Genomic DNA, 18,985 nt, shown 5'->3' on the forward strand with positions numbered 1-18,985 from the left:
GTGCCCTGTGTCTATGGGACCTGCTTCGTCGGCACCTGTGGGGGGTCGGCGTCGAGGTGGGAGAGCATTGTTCGCAGGCTGGCGATCTCGGCGGACAGGCGTGTGCCCGCGCCCCGTGCCTGTGCCTGGTCGAGGGCGGTGCGAGCCTCGTCGTAGCGGCCGCTCGCGAGTGCCAGCAAGCCGTACAGCTCGTGTAGGCGGCCTGCGTCCCGAGGTGTGGACCTGCCGCCTTTCGCTGAAGCAGCAGCCGCCGAGTCCGCCAGCTGTGAGAGACGGCTCAGCGTCTGGCTCGCGGCTACTACCGTTTCGAAGTACGTGGCCTCGACATGCCGGTCGACGCTGCGGAGCAGCCCCGCACAGTGGCTGATCTCGTTGGCGCCGCCGAAGCGAAGGGCGAGCTCGCAGAGCAGGGCCCAGCTGTCTTGCAGCCGCTCTGCGACGTAGTCCGAAGCGTCGGATGGGCAGTGCGTCAGGGATTCCGAGAGCAGGTCGAACAGTTCGCGTGCGCGTGCCGGAGTGAGGTCTTCGACCAGCTGTTCCCGAGCGTGGTAGTAGGCCCACTTGGGGTTATGGGGCTCGTCTTCGCGGCACAGTTCGAGGAGATTGTTGTGCCGTTGGAGCTTCTTCTTGGCCTCGATCACCTCTGGTTGGTAGCCGTAGTGTGTGAAGCGGACAGAGGCGCGGGCTGTCAGGGAGCAGTTTCCCTCTAGGTCGTAGGGGCGCTCGTGGATCCGGCCCTTGTAGCGGAGAGACGTTGTCGCTCGAAGGGCTCGTGGCAGATCGCTGTAAATACCGCCTTGGTCGTCGACATCCGCGATCTCGGGGCAGACCGCCAGGTCGACGTCGGGCAGCACGAGGTCCAGCGCTGCCAGGCAACGGCGAAGTGCCCCGACGGACGCAGGTGCCAACTCTTCGTCGGCATCGACCATTACGACCCAGCCGTCCGTTACGTGGTCGAAGGCCAGGTTCCGCTGTCTCGCGAAGTCGTTTTGCCACGGGCTCTCGACTATGCGCGTGGGAACGCTCGAATCCCGCACCACCTGCAAGGTGCCGTCCCGCGATCCCGAGTCGATGACGAGGACCTCGTCGACGTCGGCAGCCATGGCGTCGATGCACCGGCCGACCCTTTCCTCCTCATCGCAGGTGAGTATCACCGCGGTGATGCGCGGTGACAGCACCGCCGAGGAAGAGGGTGGGAAGCCGGCGGCGGGTACGTCCGCCAGACGGTGAGAGACGTCGTAGACGAGGCGCAGGTCCTCGTCCCAAGGAGTCGTTGTGGTGTCACGGCTATGAGACGCGACCAATACTTCAGCGAAGCGCATTGCCGGCGCCTTCCATGACTATCGGGTTCTGGGCAGGGCTGCCGATCTGGACGATGTGGTCGAAGGTGAGGTCGGCGGCATCTGTATGGGACACCACTACCTTCGAAGCGGGAAGCGAAGCGAGGTTGCTCCAGATCCTGTGCACAGTGCCTCGGTCGATTCCGCTGAACGCTTCGTCAAGCAGGTAGACGTCCGGAGCGTGCAGCACTGCTCTGGCCAATGCCAGGCGTTGCATCTGTCCGCGGGAGAGGCCGCTTCCGTCCTCTCGCACTCCCCAAGACAGACCGCCCGGTAGATCGCGTATCACCTCGTCGAAGCACGCGATTTTGCAGGCCAGTTCGATGGCTTCGTCCTCTGCCGGCCTGCCCAGGGTCAGGTTCTCCCGGAGTGTGGCTGTGATCAGCAGTGGGCTGTCGCTGAGGTAGAGGACGCGGTCCCTGAGTTCGTTCTCCCGTAGCTGCCTGCTGTCCCGGCCGTTGACCGTGACGGTCCCGTGGTATTCGGAGAAGAAGCCTGCGATTGCCTTGAGGGCTGTGCTTTTCCCTTGGCCGTTGGCGCCGACGATCAGCGTCGTGGAAGCCGGTTCGATGGAGAGTTGGAGCTCCTTCACCGCCGGACGCGAGGAGGTCGGGTAAGTGACGCTCAAGCCACCCACCTCGATGTGCGTGGGCTCGGCGCTGAGAGGAGTTTCCGTGGTTGAGGGCTCGGTCGGCGCCAGGCGAGGGTCCTCGTTCTGATTGATGATTTCGCGATAACGGCCAACGGCGGCGAAGAGGCGCTGGAGTGTTACTTGGAGAGCGGCGATCGAGTTTGCAGACGACAGGAAGTAGCCGGCCAGAGAGACCGAGGCGAAAATCTGTCCGACTGTCAGTATCCCGGAAAGAGCGAGCCTGAGACACACCCAAGTGGTGAGCACCGTCGTGAGGCCGAGGTTGACGGTCATCACTACGGAGCCCAGGTTGCCGAGCCTTCCCAAGCGGGTCTCGGCGGAGATTCTGCGTTCCAGGCGTTCGCGGATCCTGCCCAGCGCGAAATCTCGCTTGGCGTAGGACACCACTTGTTCGTAGTGGTGTACGAGGTTGAACAGCTCCGCTTTGAGAGTGGCATCTCGCTGTAGAGCTTCCTCGGAAGCTGTCCTGATGGGCGAGAACAGCAGTCGCGAGGTGAGGAGATTCACTGCCGCAGACAGGAGCAGAACGGCGAGGATGTACTTATTGGTCAGGGCCAGATACGCGCCCACCCCCAGCACCACCCCGACGTCCATCGAGGCCTGAACCGTGGAGGTGGAAACGAGCGTCTGGATCTCTTGTACGTCATCGAGACGACTCACCAGGTCGCCGACTCGCCGGTTGTTGTGGAAGGCCGTCGGCAACCGCAACAACTTGCGGACGTAGGTCTCGGAAAGTTGGCGCTGCAGAGCCTGGCCCAGAGAGACCGCCAGTCGGCCGCGCGCATATTGAGCGACGCCGACCAGGACAAGAATTCCTGCAACTGTGGCCGTCAGCAAGTTGATCGAATGCATGGAAGCATCACGCACGACACGGTCAACCGCTACTTGAAGAAAAATGCTGGTCAGCAGCGAAGCTCCCGAGACCAGCGCGGTGAGTGCGAGAATCGCGGTCAGGGCAGGCCACCGGCTGCGGACCAGCGGCCATACGACTTGCTGCGAGCGAAGTTCGTTGAACCTGCTGCGCAGGCTCAGCCCGGCAGCAGGCGTATCAGTGACGAGCGCGTGTCCGGTGAATATCTCTGCCAAGGCGTCCGCACTCATTTTGGTGGGCGCCGACAGCAGCGGGTCACTTATCGCGAAGTGCCCATCGCGTTCGGCATGGACCACCACGAAGTGCGGTTGGCTCATGACCTGTACTCGTACGATGGCCGGTCCGGCCGTATGCACGGCTTGGGCGAGTTGCCCGATGTCCAGCCGGAAAAGCTCGGAGTCGATTCCGTAGTCAGCCAAGACGTGCTGCAGGCGCAGCAAAGAGGAGCCCCGACGTCCAAGGCCAACCGACTCGCTGAGGACTGCCACGTCGATCAGTTTGCCGTGACGCCTGAGGACCGTCCTGACGCACGCCGGCCCGCAGTCCGTATCGCCCGTTTGGCTCGTATGAAATCGTCGGAACTTCTTCATTTCCTACCTTTCGCCCACAGGTTCGGCCCTGGCTTCCGCAGAAGCCAGGGCCGAATCAAAAAGTGCTAGCGGCAGAACTGGTTGTACATCTTCAGGTAGTCCGTGGGGGTGCCGCCGCACGAAATGACCACGCTGGTGAAGCTCAGCGCGTAGAGCTCGGCGCACTGCGCCTTGCTCAGGCGACGACCCTCACCGTCTGCCTGCTGACCCTCAACCTCGCTGAGCGCGGGAAAGTGCATGGAACGCAGCTGGGCAAGACTCATTGTCTCTCAGTTCCTTCCGGAGCAGTTGGAATTTCTGAACGACAAGATCATCCGCTCTGGCCGGAGGGTGCTGCAATCCGTACTGTGGTGGCCACACCCGCCGTTCGGCGGGGTTGCCGCCCGGCAGCGGAGGGCTTATACGTACGCAAGATTCGTTGCGGTCGCCGGAACTGGCCGTTGCTTACGCACGGGCTCAACCGCTTGATGTGCGTCGCGGTCGGGAGACCAGGCGGTGATACCTGCCCTATCCGCTATGACCGCCGCTTGCACGCGGTTGAGGTTGCCGAGTTTGGCAAGCAGTGCACTGACGTGGTCCTTGGCGGTACTCGGTGCGACACCCATACGACGGGCTATCTGCAAGTTGGTCAGTCCCCTGCCCAGGAGGGACAGCGCATAACGTTCCCGCGGCGACAGAATCCCGACCATCGCGGCTGCCTCGTTGGTTCGGCAGCGCGCGAGGTACCCGTTGATTACGGCAGTCGCGACCGGTGATGCCAGGGGTCGTCGCTCTGCGGTGAGGCTCCGGATGTCTTGGACCAGTTGTTCCGGAGCGGTGTCTTTCAAAAGATAACCCGTCGCTCCGAGGAAGAGAGCGAGAGACACGTCATCTTCTTTGCGGGTTTTCGTGAGCACAATAATTTTCAGGGAGTCTTTGACCGATGCGATCTGACGCAGCACGGACATACCGTCAAGACCCTGCATCTCAATGTCCAGGAGCACGACATCGGGGCGGTGTGCCGCCACAGCTGCGAGCGCTTCGGGCCCCGAGCATGTTGCCACGACGTCTATACCATCGGATGCGTCCAAGAAATTTTGGAGACTCAGTCGCATCAGTGGCTCGTCATCGACGATGAGAGTCCGCAAGGAATTTGGGCATGTCCGGCCTCTGGCGCCCACCATGTTTTTCTCCCCGTGTCAGTTTTGCTAAGGTCTCTGCCATTTTATGCGGGAGTGGGTAAACAGTTTCCCAAGCGCGCGGTTGAATGTTTTATTAAATTTCTGGTCAATTTAATGCACCCCCGCCGATCGGCGGGGGTGCCCACCGGTCGGCGGGGACTTCTCGACGCGTCACCCCTGTAGGGTTTTCGGTATCCGTCGAAGCTCTCAGTGCCGTGCGCTGGGCAATCAGAAGGAGGCCAAACGTGGTGATGGGTCCGGGACTTGCTGGCATGCCGATGGATGAGTGGAAGATCCGGACGGCCGGCGGCAAGGAGTACGTCTTCGACAGCGAGGACGAAGCGCGAGCGGCGCTGCCGGAGTACGGCGAAGGAAGCACGCTGTGGAAGCGGCGGGCCTACCGGGGGATAGCGAACATCACCGTGTCGTCGACAGGGTGGATTGACGTGACGTGAGCTGACCAGACGCTCGCTACTTTGCCAAGTTCGTAGTCATGTGTGCGGTAAGGGCCTCTACGGAGGGCTCGCCGCATCGAACCGCCCCGACCCGCACCGTTCCGCGCCGATCCGCATCGATCCGTGTCTATCCGCATCGATCCGTGTCTATCCGCACCGGTCTGCGCTGGTCTGCGCCGACCCGCATCGATGCGGGAGAAGGCCGGCTCTCTCCTCCGCGGTTGGTCGGCATGTCCCTCAACCCTTCCGTTTCCGCCTCGATGGCCCGTGCGCAGACAGCGGGCTCGGTGATGTCGGGAGGCCGAGAGGTGACGGTTTGCGCCTCGCGCTTTGCGCCTGCGCACCCCCCTGCTGAACCAGCACTTTCCATGGCGGCCGTACCGAGAACAGTCCATCGGTACGGCCGCTTTGGCGATCCGGCGTGGCGGCACGTGTTGATCGGGCCGCGGTAGGGCGATTTTCGGCCCGCCGCCCCGGAGCCCGCCAATCACCGTGCGTAGTCGCGTCGCATGGCTGGGTCGGGCCTCGAAACTAGTGATTACCCACACCGGGCGTTCCTGTTACCTCGGGGAGCTTGTCCGCGAGGAACCGGTCGATGGATGCGAGGCAGTCGTCGCGGGCGTGCGTCCCCTCGTCGGGCTCGACCGAGATCTCCGGTACCTCGCCCACCAGGGACAACAGGTCCCGGTCGTTGCTCCGCGCCGCGTCGGCGATGACGTCGCGCATCACCTTGTAAGACCGTGTCCTATGTGGGGGACGGACCAAGCGTTTGAAGCAGCGGAGGGCCGCGGCGAGGCGTGCCGGCCCGGCCCGCAGGCGTCGGCCGAGAGGGCGTGGCCGGCCGATCGCGGGGCCGTGGCCGACCGGCACCGCCACGTGATGGACATCACGGAGAAAAGGGGTGCAGACGGGCGTAACCGGGACGGTGTGGGGGTGTTGGGGCCGACTTCCGGTTGGCCTGTCACCTCCCGTTGTTCCAGGAGTCGCTGCCGTGATCCGTACGCCGTCCGTTCCCCGTGCCCTACTGCCGCTGACCGCGGCCGCCGGGCTGCTGCTCGTCACCGCCTGCGGCGGCCCGGCACTGTGCGCCCCGTTCACTAGACAAACTACGTAAATGGTACGAACAGAGACGCGTGCTGTGCTTGGTCGGGCGAGGAGGTCCCTTCGTGCGCGGGTGGTAGCGAGCTCAGGCGGCCAGCCTCATATCCTGCATTCCCCACTCCACCGCAGCGATGATCTCCTCATCCATGATCGCGAGGAGGTGTCCGTAACGGTCCACGGTCGTAGTGATGCTCTCGTGGCCCAGACGGGCCTGGATCGCGGGCAGCGGGACTTTCTGTGCGATCAGCCAGGAGGCGTGCGTATGGCGCAGGTCGTGGATGCGCGGCTTCTTCGTCAGGCCGTCGACTTCGGCAGCAGAGGCGATGGCCGGCTTCCAGCGCGCGGTGTAGAAGCCACCTGAGTCCCAGGCGTTGCCTTCCGGAGCCGTGAAGACGAAGTCCGAGGGGCTCTTGCCACGACAATTCCTCTTGAGCAAGGAAACCTGGCCCGGTGACAGAACAATCGTGCGGCGCGACTTCTTGGTTTTGGGGGCACCGAGAAACTTCCCGTGCTCCCCGCGCTTCCAGGCCCGCTGCACCCGGAGCTTAGGGCGAGCGCCGTGCAAGGTCAGGTCACGTGGCTGGAGTGCGCTGATTTCACCCCACCGCAGCCCAGTACCCACGAGCAGGTCCACCAGGTCCACGACGTCCGCCGCCAGGTGGCACCGGATGAGGGCGTACTCCTCACGCTCCAGGAATGTCGCCTCGTCCGCCGTGTGGTCATCCTGCGGCAGTTTGGTGTGGATACAGGGGTTCGATACCCGGAGCGGCTGGTCGGCGTCGACGGCCGCCTGGAGGATGCCGTAGAGCAGTCCGTGGTAGTTCCTGATCGTCTTGGGCGCGTACGCCCTGCGCTTCACACCCGGGGAATGGTAGGGACCGCGCCGGCCGTGCTGAAGGTCATTGCCCCACTGGCTGATGTGGTCGCGGTTGAGGGTGTTGGTGTGCTCTCCCCGTACGGTCAGATCGCGGAACCACGGCATCATGTGGTTGTCCACGAACTTCCGGTAGTTCCCCCGGGTCTGCCCCTCGATCCCCGTCAGGAGATCGATGTAGCGATGGTCGAAGGGGCCGAACATCTCCTCTTCCGGGACCTTGGCCGCCTCCGGGTCAGCGAAGCCGACGCCTTTGATCCAGCCCGTCGGCCATTGCTGTCCGTGACCATTGACGAGGTCACGGAAGCGTTCCGCCGACGTCTCGTCGTCAAAATCTTCGCCCTCTTGCCTGCCGTCCTGCTTGCCGTCCTCGCGCCAGATGACCCTGAACGTCTCCCTGCCGCTGCGGCTCTGGCGGCGCCGTATGTATGCCATATCCACCACGGTACGAGGGGCTCGTGCTGCAAATGTGCTGCACGGAACGGCAACGAAAAACCGCCCCCGACCTGTTTTCGCAGGTCAGGGGCGGTTCTCTTCGAGCGGTAGCGGTGGGATTTGAACCCACGGAGGAGTTGCCCCCTCACGCGCTTTCGAGGCGCGCTCCTTCGGCCGCTCGGACACGCTACCGAGAGGAACTCTAGCCCACGGGGGGCCGTACGCCGAAATCGGTATCCGTGGGTGGGGGCGCCGGGCGGTCAGCGGGAGCGGAAGAAGCTGGTCAGGAGGGTGGCGCAGGGGGTGGCCAGTACGTCGGTGATCACTTCGGGGCGGTGGTTGAGGCGGCGGTCGCGTACGACGTCCCAGAGGGAGCCGGCGGCGCCCGCCTTTTCGTCGGCCGCTCCGTAGACGACGCGGTCCAGGCGGGACAGCACGATGGCGCCCGCGCACATCGTGCACGGCTCCAGGGTGACGACGAGAGTGCAGCCGGTCAGCCGCCACTCCCGGCGCCCGCCACCGTCCCCGGTGGAATTGCGCAGGGTGCGGGCGGCCTCTCGGATGGCGAGGATCTCGGCGTGGGCGGTGGGGTCGCCGGTGGCCTCGCGTTCGTTGTGGCCGGTGCCGATGACCGTGCCGTCCGGGGACAGTACGACGGCGCCCACCGGGACGTCACCGGTCCCGGGGGCGAGGGCAGCCTCGTCCAGCGCCCGTCGCATCGCCGCGGTCCAGGGATCGCGCAGCGGGTCGGGCGCCGGGGTGCGGAGGGGGTCGGGCAGGGAGGCGGTCATGCCTCCCAGTGTCCGTGACGGGGGTTACCTCACGGCCTCCAGGACGTCCGTGCAGCCGAGGGCGTCGGCGATCTCGGACAGCGCGTCGGTGTCGAGCGCGAGCAGCTCCTTGTCGCCGATGCCCAGGTCGGTCAGCAGGCCCGGGTCGCCGAGCGGCCCCGGTGGTGGCGCGGGGGCGCCGGAAGCCGTTGCCGTCTCGTCGCCCTCGCCCGTGCCGTCCGCCGTGTCGGGTTCGCCGTCCTCCGTCCCGTCCAGGTCGAGGCTGTCGAGGTCGTCGGTGCCGTCCTCGTCGCGGCCGAGCAGTTCGTCGGTGAGCATCGCACCGTACGAGCTGCGGGCAGCGGCGGCGGCGTTCGAGATGAAGATCCGCGGATCGTCCTCGCCGTCCACGCGGACGACGCCGAACCACGTGCCTTCCTGCTCGATGTATGCCACCACCGTGTCGTCGTCGACCGAGGCCTCACGGGCCAGGTCGGCCAGATCGGTCAGGGTCTCCACATTGTCGAGCTCCGTGTCGCTCGCTTCCCACCCGTCTTCGGTGCGCGCGAGCAGTGCGGCGAAGTACACCGTGACTCTCCCACTGGTCATAGGCGTGCCGGGTCGGACGGGGCGGCGCCTCGGCGCCGCAGGTCCCCGCCCATCGGAATCGTGGCAGAAACAACGCGATTGCGCGGGGTCTTCGGCGTTGCGTCGTGCGGCCGTTCCGAGAGATGTGGCTCACGTCTTGTGGGGCGAGAGGTTCTGACGGGGCTGGAGTGGCATTCGGCTACCAGCGGAACGTGCGCATTCTCATGGCCTGCCGCATCCGTGCCGCCCGGGCGCGGCGCGGCTGGACACGGTCGCGCAGTTCCTTGGCCTCGTGGAGTTCGCGCAGGAACTGGGCGCGCCGGCGTCGGCGCGCCGCGTCGTTCTCGGCACCGGTGGCGCCGTCGTCGAGGGCGCCGTCAGCGGCGGGGGCGTCTTGGGTGGAGATGTCACCTTGGGCGGGGGCGCCACGGGCGGGGGCATCTTGGGGCGAGGCGCCACGGGCGGGGGCGTTTCCGGCGGTGGCGCCGCCGGCTTCCCTGCTGGTCCGGCGTCGTTTCGCGTTCCCGCTGCCGGGCCCGCTGCCGCTCCTGCCGCCGCGTCCGGCCCCGGTTCCGTTTCCGCTCGCATTCCCGTCGGGCACGCCGTAACCCCCTTGGGACGAGGTCCATGCCCGGCGCCGGTGCGTCGGACCGGGCGTTTGTGCCCACTTTCCCCCGGACCGGTGGTCCGATGCCAACGCGGCGGAATCCGTTTCCCGTGCCGCGCGGCGCCGACGGGCGGGTACCGGCGCCCGCGACCTCGGCTAGTGTCGATGTCATGCGGATCCACGTCGTCGACCACCCGCTGGTGGCGCACAAACTCACTACCCTGCGCGACAAGCGCACCGATTCCCCGACCTTCCGGCGTCTCGCCGACGAGCTGGTCACCCTGCTCGCCTACGAGGCCACCCGCGATGTGCGGACCGAGCAGGTCGACATCGACACCCCGGTGACGGCGACCACCGGAGTGCGGCTGTCCCACCCCCGCCCGCTGGTCGTGCCGATCCTGCGCGCCGGGCTGGGCATGCTGGACGGCATGGTCCGGCTGCTGCCCACGGCCGAGGTCGGCTTCATGGGCATGGTCCGCAACGAGGAGACGTACGAGGCCCACACGTACGCCACCCGGATGCCGGACGACCTCTCGGGCCGCCAGGTGTACGTGGTCGACCCGATGCTGGCCACCGGCGGCACGCTGGTCGCGGCGATCCGGGAACTGATCGACCGTGGTGCGGACGACGTCACCGCGATCTGCCTGCTGGCGGCGCCCGAGGGCGTCGAGGTGATGGAGCGCGAGCTGGCCGGCGCGCCGGTGACGGTCGTCACGGCAGCCGTGGACGAGTGCCTGAACCCGGACCGCTACATCGTCCCGGGGCTGGGCGACGCGGGTGACCGGATGTACGGGACGGCCGGCTGAGGCAGGCCGTAGCGTTCCGGGAAGTTGACGGGAAGCGTCCGGGCGGGGCGGGCGCTCGGCCCGGGCCGGTCATTTACGGCAGTGCGGGTCCGTCCTGGTCGGTGCCGTCAGCGCGGTGAGCGCCTTCTGGGCCGCGGCCGGCTCGGCCAGGGCCTTGAACGTGTCGCCGATGAGCAGATCGACGTCGTCCGTCTTACGGGTGTCGGTCTTCAGCTCCGCGCCCTCGAGGTGCGCGCCCAGCACCTTCTGGGCGCCCTCGGAGGCCGCCCGGGCACCCAGCAGGACGCCGGTGCCCTTGACCTTCTTGTCGTACGCGGGCGGGGCGTTGCCCACCTTGCCGACCTTGAAGCCGCGCTTCTTCAGCTCGTCCGCGGTCGACTTGGCGAGTCCGCCGCGCGCCGTCGCGTTGAGGACGTTGACGGTGACGTCGGCGGGCCGGGGCAGCGGCTTGCCCGTACCGGCGGTCAGGGCGCCGGCCTGCTTCGCGCCGCTCTTGTCGGGGCACTTCTTCTTGTCCTGCGCGGCCAGGGCCGTATCGCCCCTGCCGCCGAAGACGTCGATGAGCTGCAACGTGCCCCAGCCGGCCAGGGCCAGGGCACAGACGGCGGCGGTGATCGCCAGGGCGATCCGCCGACGGTGACGGGGGCGGCGCATCCGTGGATATCTGTCGCCCGTGATGCGGTACTTCTTACCGCCCATGCCAGGGGGCGTCAGCATGCTCATGTTCGCAGCGTAGTGGGGGGCCGGGCCCATGCCTACTAAATGATCAATGCGCGTCGCAAGACCCACCCGAAAGGGCCAATACGGTCCGCCGAACAGGGGGACGGGCCGTGCCGGGCCGGGGTCGCGGGACCGTCAGCCCAGTTCCAGGACGCGGGCGTGGAGCACCTGGCGCTGCTGGAGAGCAGCGCGCACGGCGCGGTGCAGCCCGTCTTCCAGGTAGAGGTCGCCCTGCCACTTCACGACGTGCGCGAAGAGGTCGCCGTAGAAGGTGGAGTCCTCGGCGAGCAGCGTCTCCAGGTCGAGCTGCTGCTTGGTCGTCACCAACTGGTCAAGGCGTACCGGGCGAGGGGCAACATCCGCCCACTGGCGGGTGCTTTCCCGGCCGTGGTCGGGGTACGGCCGCCCATTTCCGATGCGCTTGAAGATCACACGGAAAGCCTACCGGGCCACCGGCGCCGGGCGCAGCCATGCGGTCGCAGTGCGAAGGCGGCAAAGAGGGGCATTTCCGGAGCGGGATACGGAGAGGCGGCGGAGGAAGCGGTACGGGGCAGGTGGTGCGCGTCCCGCGCGGCCGTGGTGGAGGAAGGGTTGCCCCGGGTGCCGGAAGGCGGTCGCCGCCGCGGAACAGTGGCGTGACGTGCTTCCGAGGACGGCCGGAAATGAGCGTTCGGCGGGTTGCGGCGGCCGGGGCGGACGCTTGTCGCCGGGCGTGATGACAGCCGAATTCCGCACCGTCCGTGAAGCGTGTGGTGTGGGGGAATTCGACACGATCGGAGTACCGGTCGTCGCGCCGGGCGGCGGTGGGGCTGGGGTGGGTGGTAGGCGGGCTGCCGGGGGGCTCTGTTCGGACGGCCGGTGGGGCCGGTGGGGCAGGGGGGCTGGCAGGGGTAGTGGGGTCTGTCGGGGCGCTGGGGGCAGCAGGGCTGGAGCGGCCGGGCGCGTATCGGTCGCTCCGTACGTACGTCCCTCAGCGGCCGGACGCGCCGGTGGGGGACGTCGCCCGGCCCGGCGCCGGCGCGCTCGGCACCGCCGTCGCCGAACGGTCCGCCGCACTCGGAGGCGGTGCGGACGTCCGCCGCTGCGCCTCCGTGGGCGAGGCGCCCTTGACCGGGTCGGTGGGGTCCGCACTCGGGACGGGTACGCCGGGCCGTGCGGAGGGACCGGCCGATGCGGAGGAACGGTGGCCGGGGGCGGGGGAGGGAACGGAGAGCGGAGGGGTGGCCGGGCCGGTGGGGGACGAGGGCGAGGGGGCGGGGCGAGTGGGGGTCGGTACGGGGCTGGGTGTGGACGCGGGCACGGGGCGCGGCGGAGCCGGGGCGTCCGGAGCCAGGACCAGGTACCCCACCGCGGCTGCGGCCGCCGTGCCCGCCGCAGCCAGGGGCAGGGCGAGACGCCGCAGCCGCCGGCTGAGGAACGGGCCGCGCCGCAGGTGGGGTCCTGGGGGCGCAGCGGGCCGCAGGTCACGGAGGTCGATCCGCTCGGCACGGGCCGCGAGAGCGAGGCGCAGCCGCGCTTCGACGGGGGCGGCCTTGGCATCTGAGGCCGCCTCGGTAGCTGAAGCCGCCTCGGCGCCGGAGACGGCCTCAGCGCCGGGAGCGTGGCCGGCTCCGAAGCCCGGGCCGTGGCTGGGCCCCGGGGCGTGGCCCGGTCCCGAGTCGTGGCCGGGCTCTGGAGCGCGTCCGGCCCCTGAGCCGTCGCCCGTGCCGGCTCCTGATCCCGCTTCTGACCCCGCTCCTGTTCCGTGATGTGTCATGGCCGCGCCTCCAGCATCTTTTCCAGGGAGTCCAGCGCGCGGCTGGCGATCGACTTCACCGAGCCGCGGCTGATGCCCAGCGTGGCCGCGATCTGCGCCTCGGTGAGGTCGCCCCAGTACCGCAGGACGAGGACCTCGCGGCGGCGGGCGGTCAGGCGACCGAGGGCGGCGAGGACTTCGCGGTGCTCCTCGTCGAGTACGACGCGTTCCTCGGCGGAGGGTGCGTCCCTTTCGTACGGGGGTGTGTAGTCGCGGGCCGTACGGCGGCGCCGCAGCACCGAGCGGGCCGCGTTGACGACGGCGGTGCGCAGGTACGCGAGGGCGTTGTCGATCTCGTCGAGCCGCTCGCCGTGGCGCTTGTAGAGGGCCGCGAACGCGTCCTGGACGACGTCCTCGGCCGTGGCCCGGTCGTCCACCAGCAGCACCGCCAGCCGCACCATGGACAGCCGGTGCGCGTGGTAGAGGTCCGTGATGGTGGGGGAGTCCTCGGGCCGGTGAGCGATGCGGCTGCCGCGGTACGGGGAATCGGCCAGGTCAGCCCGGTCAGCCTGGCCGGTCCGGTCGGTCCGGTCGGTCCGGTCGGTCCGGTCGGTCCGGGAGGTGGACCGCTCGGCGGGCGCCGGGCCGTATGCGCGCTGTGGCGCCGAGGCGCGCGGCGGCCGACGCAGACGCCGGCACAGGGCGCGCCAAGGCCCCGGCACGGCGGTCCGTACCGGGGCGAGCGACGCGGCGGCGGTGAACTCCATCGGTTCCTCGGCCGTCGGAAGCGTTACGGGTGGCTCAGGCGGCGCTGTTGCGGCGGCGGGCGGCGTACACGGCACCGCCGCCCCCGGCGATCAGCAGGGCGGCACCGGCGCCCAGCGCCACGTTGGTCGTGGTGGAGGCGCCCGTCTCGGCGAGTTCGTCCTTGGGGGACGAGGGCGCGGGCGCGGGCTTGGCCGCGGAGTCGCCCGGTGCCTTGCCCGCACTCGCCGCGGCGCTCGGTACGGCGCTGGGCGCGGCGCTCGGGCGCGAGGCGGACGAGGGCGGGTTGCTGGCCGCGGGGGCCGGCTTGTGGGCGGAGTCCTCCGCCCGCGGGACGGCGCTGGGGGAGCTCGCCTTCGAGGCGCGCTCCTCGGCGTGCGCCGTACCGGCCAGGGAGAGCGCCGGAAGGGCGACCGCCACCAGCAGCCCGGCGGTCACGGCACTCCGTATCCGGCTGCGGGCCCCGCGCCCGGCGCCGCCGGACGGCGCGTACGAGGTGGCGGGCGGGCGGGTCGAGGGGGACGAGGCGGAGGTGCGAGAGTCGTTCACGGTGGCTGCTCCACGATCGGCGGGACGGCGCCGGACGGCGCCCTCACCCGTCACGACGTGCGGGAGCGGCGGGGGTTGCCGGTGGGGCGGAAATTCTTCGGAGCGGGCCGGGACCGGCCGCGGGGCCCGCCGCCGTCGCTCAGTGGTCGTCCCAGTGGTCCTCGTGGGCGGCGTGCCGGTGCCCGTCGTGGATGAAGTCGACGTGGGTGCCGTGCGGTACGGCGACGTGGCCGCAGCCGGGGCGGTGGTCGTGGTCGTGGCCCTCGTGGACGGTGTGCGAGGCGGGCTCACATTCGTCGGCGTGGTCTCCGTGCGGGCGGTGCAGATGGCCGTCGTGGACATAATCGACGTGGTCGTCGTGGGGTACGGACACATGGCCGCAGCCGGTGCCGTGCTCGTGGGTGTGGTTCGGGTGCGGCGCGTGGGTGGTGGCTGTCATGCCAGGCACCTTCTTCCTTCCTCGCCATGGATGACGCATCCTGGCCATGGATACGTCTCCCCTCTTCCGAGTCTCCCGCCATCCGGCGCCGGGCGCATCGCAGTACGGTCCACAGGGCCCGGGCGGGCCACACGTCCGGGCGGGCCATGCGTATGGGCGGGCACTGCGTACGGGCGGGCTACGCGCACAGTCCCGTGCAGCGGCCGCAGATGCCGCTGAGCTCCACGGTGTGCTCGACGGCGCTGAAGCCGCTCTCCGCGCCCACCCGCTCCGCCCAGCGCTCCACCACGTCGGAGTCCAGCGGGCGGCTGCGGCCGCAGCGGCGGCAGATCAGGTAGTGGCGGTGGCCGTCGGCGGGCCGCGGCCGGTACAGGCGCTCGCCCGCCTCGTCCCGTACGACGTCGACCTGTCCGGCCCGCTCCAGGTCGTGCAGGGTGCGGTAGACGGTGGACAGCCCGACGGGGATGTCGGCGGTGACGAGGCGTACGTGCAACTCCTGCGCCGAGACGAAGTCCTGGCACGCGGTCAGTACGCGCAGGACGGAGGCGCGCTGTCGGGTCAGCCGCCCGCCCATGCCGGTTCGCCCTCGTGGTCACAGGTGTCGTCCGCGCCGTACACGTCCCAGGCCGGGAACGGGTCGGTGCCGTACGCCCCGGTGAGCGTCTCGGCGTCCGTGACGAGGCAGCTCCCGAGGGCGGCGTGCAGGGCCTCGGCCCGCAGCCCGGTCCCGATGAAGACCAGCTCCTGGACGTCCTCGGGGCCGCCGTCCTGGGCGTCGTCCCCGGGACGGCCGTCCCGGGGCGCCGCGTGAGCACCCGAAGGCTCGAAGCGGGCGACGGAGCCCGCCTGCGACCACAGCCCGGTCACCCGGGGCCGTCCGGCGAGGCGGAAGAAGCCCTTGGACCGCAGGATGTCCCCGTACGCCCCACTGTCCATGCCCTCCGTGACGAACTCCCAGAGCCGGCCGGGGTGGAAGGGGCGCGCCGCGCGGAAGACGGTGCTGGAGATCCCGTACTCCTCGGTCTCCGGTACGTGGTCGCCGTTCAGCTCCATGACCCAGCCGGGCGCCTGCTGGGCGCGCTCCAGGTCGAAGCGGCCGGTGCCCAGGATCTCGGCGGGTGCCACGCGGCCGTGCCGGGCGGAGAGGACGCGGGCCGCCGGGTTCAGCCGGGCGAGGGTGGCCCGCAGGCGGGTGGCCTGCGCCTCGTCCACCAGGTCGAGCTTGTTCAGGACGATCACGTCCGCGAACTCCACCTGGTCCATGAGCAGGTCGCTGACGGTCCGCTCGTCGTCCTCGTACGGGGCGAGACCGCGCTCGGTGAGGCCGTCGCCGCGCGCCAGCTCGCCGTGGAAGTTCACGGCGTCGACCACGGTGACCATGGTGTCCAGCCGGGCCAGATCGCCCAGCGTCGCGCCGTCGTCGCGTGGGAACGCGAAGGTCGCGGCGACCGGCATCGGTTCGGAGATGCCGCTGGACTCGATGAGCAGGTGGTCGAAGCGGTCCTCGCGCGCCAGCCGGTCGACCTCTTCCAGGAGGTCGTCGCGCAGGGTGCAGCAGATGCACCCGTTGGTCATCTCGACCAGCCGTTCCTCGGTGCGGGACAGGGCGGCCTCGCCGCCGCGGACGAGCGCGGCGTCGATGTTGACCTCGCTCATGTCGTTGACGATCACCGCGACGCGCAGGCCCGCCCGGTTGTGCAGGACGTGGTTGAGCAGCGTGGTCTTGCCCGCGCCGAGGAACCCGGAGAGCACGGTGACGGGCAGCGGGCCGGCCGGGAGCGGCCGCGGCTTCGGCTGCGGGGCCATGGGCGGTCAGTCCTCCGGGCGCAGCAGGCCGCGCTGGTACGCCTTCACCAGGCGGCGCGGGACCTGGTAGACGGAACCGTCGACGGTCACCGGGACCAGGGCGGGCGTGCGGGCCTTCCACTGGGCGCGACGGTGGCGGGTGTTGCTGCGGGACATCTTCCGCTTGGGGACGGCCATGGTCCGGGAACCTCCTGGGGCGCGGGTGTGCTGACGGGTGCGCGGGACGCCGTACGGGCGTACGCGGGCACGTGCCGGTGCCGGACGAGGCTATATGAAAATGGGTCCCATTTCTAACTAGGGTCGGCGGTGTCCCGGGCCGGGCTGTCGCGGGGCCGGCAGGGCGACCATCTCCTCGTCGAGCTCCGGGTACGGGATGACGTGCCCGCGGCCGAAGCTCTTGTAGGCCGCCGTCCGGTTGCGGCGTCCCGCGATGCTGGCGTGGCATATCTCGCGGCGCCCGCACTGCTCGCAGTACAGGCTGGCGACGAACGGTGACAGGGCGACCGGGCCCGCCGGGCTGAGCGCGTACACCGTGTCGTCGGCGACCGGGGCCGGGCAGGAGAAGGCCAGCCGGTCGAAGTCCGGGTGGTCGCCCATCAGGTGGTCCGCCACGACCTCGAACGTGCCGGTGCGGCGCTGATAAGCGCACGACACGGTGAGCAGCCAAGGCAGCCCGGTGAGGAACTGGGCGGACACCAGGGCCCGTTCGAGGGTGAGCTGGTGCTCGGCGACGCGCAGGGCGGCCTCCTCCTGCGTGCGCGGCTTGTCGCCGTGCGAGGTGCGGTTGCGTTCGCCCTTGAGGCGGTCGAGGAGCTGGACGAGCCCCGGGTCCTCCGGCCCGGCGGCTTTGTCGGTGCTGTCCCGCAGGGCCTCGGCGAGGCCGGGAACCACGTCCGGGTGCTCCCTTACGGCCGGGCGCAGATTGCGCAGCCACACCGTCCAGGTGCCGAAGGTGGTGCCCGTGCCCGCGAGGGCGGTGCGCAGCGCCGCGAGGTCGCGCTCGCCGACGCCGTGCGCCGTGAGCAGCCCCGCCGCGGTGACGGCGACGGTGGCGGCGAGCGTCTCGGCGGCTTCGAGCAGTGCCTCGTGCCGGTCCTTGTGCGTGTGCGCCCGCTGCATCTCGTGCACGGTCCGGGCCACGGGGTGGGGGAGGGTGCGGCGGGCGGCGGCCAGAGGGTCGGGGGAGGGCGGGCGCGGGGTCTCGGGCCGCGCGAATCCGGACGGCGCGGTCCGTTCGTGGGAGGCGGCGGGCCCCTGAGGCGGGGCGGCGTGAGACGGCAGGGTGGTGGTGCGCGGAGGCGGGCCGGGTTCCCGGGGTGGCGGGGCGGTTCGCGGAAGCGGGCCGCCGGTACGCAGGGGTGGGTCGGTGCGCGGGGGCGGGGTGGCGTCGGGTGACGGTGCCGGGCGGAGGTGCTGTCTGCGCCACCGCCACCTACGGGTGCGCAGCCGGACCCAGGCGGGCAGCACCCCGAAGAGCAGGGTGAAGGTGAGCACCGCGAGCAGCGTGTCCAGCCAGCGGGGCAGGCCGCTCGCCTGCTCCGGGCTCGTGCCGATGCTCAGGGCCACCAGCGCGGCGAGGCCGACGGTGAGCCAGAACGCCCAGTCCCGGTGCAGGGGCGCGTCGTACAGCCGGAGCACGACGTTGTGCCGCCGCGGCGTCGGCCGCGGCGGCCCTGCCGGCGCGAACCCGGTGGCCCTCCTCATGCGCCCATAGTGCCCGTGTAGCGTGACTCACAACTACCCCTGTGGATAAGTCGGGTCGCTCTCAGCGGTCGGGGCTCTCGTACGCGGGACTCTCGTACGCGGGCCTCCCGTAGCCCGGGCTGGCGTATTCGGGGCCGGTGTACTCCGGACCGGCGTATCCGGGGGCGGAGTAGCCGGGGCGGGGGCGGGTGGCGGCCGGGGTTGTCGTCGGGCCGGTGCGGGACTGCTCTTCCTGGAGGCGGGCCAGCAGGAACGGCAGGATGCCGCGCTCCAGGAGGGCGAGCTGCCAGGCTGCGCGGGCCCGCGCCACTTCGGACTCCGGATCGGCGTCTTCGCCGCCGAAAGCTGCCGCGGCCGCGGGAGCCGCCGAGCGGTTGCGGGCCGCCGTCACCAGCATCCAGGTCAGGCCGGCCACGGTCGCCGCCGCCGCGACGCCCGCGGCGAGCCAGCCCGCGTACACCAGTTCGTCGGCGAACTGCCGGTGGAGGCCGACGAGTCGCATGCCGAAGCCGAGGGCGAGGAAGAGGGCCGCGGCCACCGCGCCCAGGCTCGGTACGAGGACGGCGAGGGCGGGGAGCAGGCCGCCGCCGGAGTCCGCGGCCGTACGGGGGTCCGGGTGCGTGCCGGCGCCGTCCTCGGCGCGCAGCCGGGCGTACGCCTCGTACTCGGGGGCCGCGGCGGCGCACAGTGCGGCGCGTTCCCGGTGGGCCCGGGTGCGCAGCCGTTCGCGGTCGGCGGCGCCCGGGGTGCGGCGCATCGCTTCCCTGACCTGTGGGGAGTCGAGTGCCTGGCCGAGGGCGTGCGCGAAGGCGGCGTCCGTCTCGGTCCGTAGGGAGTGGGTGCCTGGCATGTGGATCCCCCCGGCGGATCGGTGCGCGTCCCACGCCGCGCTCATTAAGTTGCTGGATTGCGCAACTGTACAACTCCCTGTCGGTGCACCCGCGCCGTTCCTGCCGACTTCCAGCCATCCGGCGGCCCACGGCCCCCGTCCGGCAGCCCGCAATCCCCGGATCGGGTG

At 69.9% G+C, this 18,985-nt stretch carries 21 protein-coding genes and 1 tRNA gene; 2 read left to right on the forward strand and 20 right to left on the reverse strand.

Translation table 11 applies throughout. The features are described 5' to 3' along the window. Nucleotides 1–11: 11 nt before the first annotated feature. The 4 genes from ACZ4Z1_RS09840 to ACZ4Z1_RS09855 all read right to left on the reverse strand — a co-directional run bounded on the left by ACZ4Z1_RS09840 (nucleotide 12) and on the right by ACZ4Z1_RS09855 (nucleotide 4,616). Nucleotides 12–1,322, reverse strand: a complete 1,311-nt coding sequence (locus tag ACZ4Z1_RS09840; protein WP_468486060.1) for a glycosyltransferase — start codon at nucleotides 1,320–1,322, stop codon at nucleotides 12–14. Continuing rightward, complete coding sequence (locus ACZ4Z1_RS09845; RefSeq protein WP_468486061.1) at nucleotides 1,309–3,453, reverse strand: peptidase domain-containing ABC transporter; 2,145 nt, start codon at nucleotides 3,451–3,453, stop codon at nucleotides 1,309–1,311. Before ACZ4Z1_RS09845 ends, ACZ4Z1_RS09840 begins: the two co-directional genes overlap by 14 nt. Before the next feature lie 65 nt (nucleotides 3,454–3,518). Next, nucleotides 3,519–3,716 (reverse strand): hypothetical protein, encoded by a 198-nt coding sequence (locus ACZ4Z1_RS09850; protein WP_468486062.1) that lies wholly within the window; start codon nucleotides 3,714–3,716, stop codon nucleotides 3,519–3,521. A gap of 135 nt (nucleotides 3,717–3,851) precedes the next feature. Next, a complete protein-coding gene (locus ACZ4Z1_RS09855) occupies nucleotides 3,852–4,616 on the reverse strand; it encodes a response regulator (protein WP_468486063.1) in 765 nt (254 codons plus the stop codon). A gap of 242 nt (nucleotides 4,617–4,858) precedes the next feature. Here ACZ4Z1_RS09855 and ACZ4Z1_RS09860 point away from each other — a divergent pair, with 242 nt between their 5' ends. After that, nucleotides 4,859–5,068, forward strand: coding sequence for a hypothetical protein (locus ACZ4Z1_RS09860; RefSeq protein WP_468486064.1), 210 nt, complete (start codon nucleotides 4,859–4,861; stop codon nucleotides 5,066–5,068). A gap of 531 nt (nucleotides 5,069–5,599) precedes the next feature. Here the strand turns inward: ACZ4Z1_RS09860 and ACZ4Z1_RS09865 are convergent. The 6 genes from ACZ4Z1_RS09865 to ACZ4Z1_RS09890 form a co-directional block, all read right to left on the reverse strand. Next, a complete protein-coding gene (locus ACZ4Z1_RS09865) occupies nucleotides 5,600–5,797 on the reverse strand; it encodes a hypothetical protein (protein WP_468486065.1) in 198 nt (65 codons plus the stop codon). A gap of 457 nt (nucleotides 5,798–6,254) precedes the next feature. After that, nucleotides 6,255–7,478, reverse strand: coding sequence for a tyrosine-type recombinase/integrase (locus ACZ4Z1_RS09870; RefSeq protein ID WP_468486066.1), 1,224 nt, complete (start codon nucleotides 7,476–7,478; stop codon nucleotides 6,255–6,257). A 105-nt stretch (nucleotides 7,479–7,583) separates the two neighbouring features. Next, nucleotides 7,584–7,670, reverse strand: a tRNA-Ser gene (locus ACZ4Z1_RS09875). 68 nt (nucleotides 7,671–7,738) lie between these two features. Then, nucleotides 7,739–8,269 carry a tRNA adenosine(34) deaminase TadA gene (tadA, locus tag ACZ4Z1_RS09880; protein ID WP_468486067.1) on the reverse strand — a complete coding sequence of 177 codons (531 nt, stop codon included), beginning with the start codon at nucleotides 8,267–8,269 and terminating at the stop codon, nucleotides 7,739–7,741. Between the two features lie 24 nt (nucleotides 8,270–8,293). Then, entirely contained in the window at nucleotides 8,294–8,857 is a 564-nt protein-coding gene (locus ACZ4Z1_RS09885; protein ID WP_468486068.1) for a tRNA adenosine deaminase-associated protein, read from the reverse strand. Nucleotides 8,858–9,035: 178 nt separating this feature from the next. Next, a complete protein-coding gene (locus tag ACZ4Z1_RS09890; protein WP_468486306.1) occupies nucleotides 9,036–9,242 on the reverse strand; it encodes a hypothetical protein in 207 nt (68 codons plus the stop codon). Between the two features lie 371 nt (nucleotides 9,243–9,613). On the opposite strand from ACZ4Z1_RS09890, the gene upp reads away from it, so the two are divergent. Then, nucleotides 9,614–10,249 (forward strand): uracil phosphoribosyltransferase, encoded by a 636-nt coding sequence (gene upp / locus ACZ4Z1_RS09895; RefSeq protein ID WP_360125044.1) that lies wholly within the window; start codon nucleotides 9,614–9,616, stop codon nucleotides 10,247–10,249. A gap of 69 nt (nucleotides 10,250–10,318) precedes the next feature. Here the strand turns inward: upp and ACZ4Z1_RS09900 are convergent, their stop codons facing one another. The 10 genes from ACZ4Z1_RS09900 to ACZ4Z1_RS09945 form a co-directional block, all read right to left on the reverse strand. Beyond that, nucleotides 10,319–10,972: a LytR C-terminal domain-containing protein gene (locus ACZ4Z1_RS09900; RefSeq protein WP_468486069.1), complete on the reverse strand. Its 654-nt coding sequence runs from the start codon at nucleotides 10,970–10,972 to the stop codon at nucleotides 10,319–10,321. A gap of 132 nt (nucleotides 10,973–11,104) precedes the next feature. After that, complete coding sequence (locus ACZ4Z1_RS09905) at nucleotides 11,105–11,401, reverse strand: type II toxin-antitoxin system VapB family antitoxin (RefSeq protein WP_003986294.1); 297 nt, start codon at nucleotides 11,399–11,401, stop codon at nucleotides 11,105–11,107. Nucleotides 11,402–12,721: 1,320 nt separating this feature from the next. Next, nucleotides 12,722–13,471, reverse strand: a complete 750-nt coding sequence (locus ACZ4Z1_RS09910; RefSeq protein WP_468486070.1) for an RNA polymerase sigma factor — start codon at nucleotides 13,469–13,471, stop codon at nucleotides 12,722–12,724. Nucleotides 13,472–13,505: 34 nt separating this feature from the next. Next, on the reverse strand, nucleotides 13,506–14,018 hold the full coding sequence (locus ACZ4Z1_RS09915) for an LAETG motif-containing sortase-dependent surface protein (RefSeq protein WP_468486071.1): 513 nt from the start codon (nucleotides 14,016–14,018) through the stop codon (nucleotides 13,506–13,508). Nucleotides 14,019–14,157: 139 nt separating this feature from the next. Beyond that, complete coding sequence (locus ACZ4Z1_RS09920) at nucleotides 14,158–14,457, reverse strand: hypothetical protein (protein ID WP_468486072.1); 300 nt, start codon at nucleotides 14,455–14,457, stop codon at nucleotides 14,158–14,160. 178 nt (nucleotides 14,458–14,635) lie between these two features. Beyond that, the gene (locus tag ACZ4Z1_RS09925) at nucleotides 14,636–15,031 is read right to left on the reverse strand and encodes a Fur family transcriptional regulator (RefSeq protein ID WP_468486073.1); all 396 of its coding nucleotides are present in this window, start codon (nucleotides 15,029–15,031) and stop codon (nucleotides 14,636–14,638) included. Beyond that, nucleotides 15,016–16,263 (reverse strand): GTP-binding protein, encoded by a 1,248-nt coding sequence (locus ACZ4Z1_RS09930; RefSeq protein WP_468486074.1) that lies wholly within the window; start codon nucleotides 16,261–16,263, stop codon nucleotides 15,016–15,018. The genes ACZ4Z1_RS09925 and ACZ4Z1_RS09930 overlap by 16 nt, the downstream gene beginning before the upstream one ends. A gap of 6 nt (nucleotides 16,264–16,269) precedes the next feature. Further along, a complete protein-coding gene (gene rpmF / locus ACZ4Z1_RS09935; RefSeq protein ID WP_468486075.1) occupies nucleotides 16,270–16,440 on the reverse strand; it encodes a 50S ribosomal protein L32 in 171 nt (56 codons plus the stop codon). Between the two features lie 117 nt (nucleotides 16,441–16,557). Beyond that, nucleotides 16,558–17,967, reverse strand: coding sequence for a hypothetical protein (locus ACZ4Z1_RS09940; protein ID WP_468486076.1), 1,410 nt, complete (start codon nucleotides 17,965–17,967; stop codon nucleotides 16,558–16,560). 61 nt (nucleotides 17,968–18,028) lie between these two features. Further along, nucleotides 18,029–18,817, reverse strand: coding sequence for a hypothetical protein (locus ACZ4Z1_RS09945; protein WP_468486077.1), 789 nt, complete (start codon nucleotides 18,815–18,817; stop codon nucleotides 18,029–18,031). Nucleotides 18,818–18,985: the final 168 nt, after the last annotated feature.

It is taken from the genome of Streptomyces sp. NPDC030165 (assembly GCF_055573595.1).

What these genes read in the sequence shown, in the direction of transcription:
- ACZ4Z1_RS09920 (WP_468486072.1), bottom strand. Translation starts at nt 14,457, where the DNA reads ATGACAGCCACCACCCACGCGCCGCACCCGAACCACACCCACGAGCAC.
- ACZ4Z1_RS09925 (WP_468486073.1), bottom strand. Translation starts at nt 15,031, where the DNA reads ATGGGCGGGCGGCTGACCCGACAGCGCGCCTCCGTCCTGCGCGTACTG.
- ACZ4Z1_RS09850 (WP_468486062.1), bottom strand. Translation starts at nt 3,716, where the DNA reads ATGAGTCTTGCCCAGCTGCGTTCCATGCACTTTCCCGCGCTCAGCGAG.
- ACZ4Z1_RS09855 (WP_468486063.1), bottom strand. Translation starts at nt 4,616, where the DNA reads ATGGTGGGCGCCAGAGGCCGGACATGCCCAAATTCCTTGCGGACTCTC.
- ACZ4Z1_RS09940 (WP_468486076.1), bottom strand. Translation starts at nt 17,967, where the DNA reads ATGAGGAGGGCCACCGGGTTCGCGCCGGCAGGGCCGCCGCGGCCGACG.
- ACZ4Z1_RS09840 (WP_468486060.1), bottom strand. Translation starts at nt 1,322, where the DNA reads ATGCGCTTCGCTGAAGTATTGGTCGCGTCTCATAGCCGTGACACCACA.
- tadA (WP_468486067.1), bottom strand. Translation starts at nt 8,269, where the DNA reads ATGACCGCCTCCCTGCCCGACCCCCTCCGCACCCCGGCGCCCGACCCG.
- ACZ4Z1_RS09900 (WP_468486069.1), bottom strand. Translation starts at nt 10,972, where the DNA reads ATGAGCATGCTGACGCCCCCTGGCATGGGCGGTAAGAAGTACCGCATC.
- ACZ4Z1_RS09845 (WP_468486061.1), bottom strand. Translation starts at nt 3,453, where the DNA reads ATGAAGAAGTTCCGACGATTTCATACGAGCCAAACGGGCGATACGGAC.
- rpmF (WP_468486075.1), bottom strand. Translation starts at nt 16,440, where the DNA reads ATGGCCGTCCCCAAGCGGAAGATGTCCCGCAGCAACACCCGCCACCGT.
- ACZ4Z1_RS09870 (WP_468486066.1), bottom strand. Translation starts at nt 7,478, where the DNA reads ATGGCATACATACGGCGCCGCCAGAGCCGCAGCGGCAGGGAGACGTTC.
- ACZ4Z1_RS09885 (WP_468486068.1), bottom strand. Translation starts at nt 8,857, where the DNA reads ATGACCAGTGGGAGAGTCACGGTGTACTTCGCCGCACTGCTCGCGCGC.
- upp (WP_360125044.1), top strand. Translation starts at nt 9,614, where the DNA reads ATGCGGATCCACGTCGTCGACCACCCGCTGGTGGCGCACAAACTCACT.
- ACZ4Z1_RS09945 (WP_468486077.1), bottom strand. Translation starts at nt 18,817, where the DNA reads ATGCCAGGCACCCACTCCCTACGGACCGAGACGGACGCCGCCTTCGCG.
- ACZ4Z1_RS09910 (WP_468486070.1), bottom strand. Translation starts at nt 13,471, where the DNA reads ATGGAGTTCACCGCCGCCGCGTCGCTCGCCCCGGTACGGACCGCCGTG.
- ACZ4Z1_RS09930 (WP_468486074.1), bottom strand. Translation starts at nt 16,263, where the DNA reads ATGGCCCCGCAGCCGAAGCCGCGGCCGCTCCCGGCCGGCCCGCTGCCC.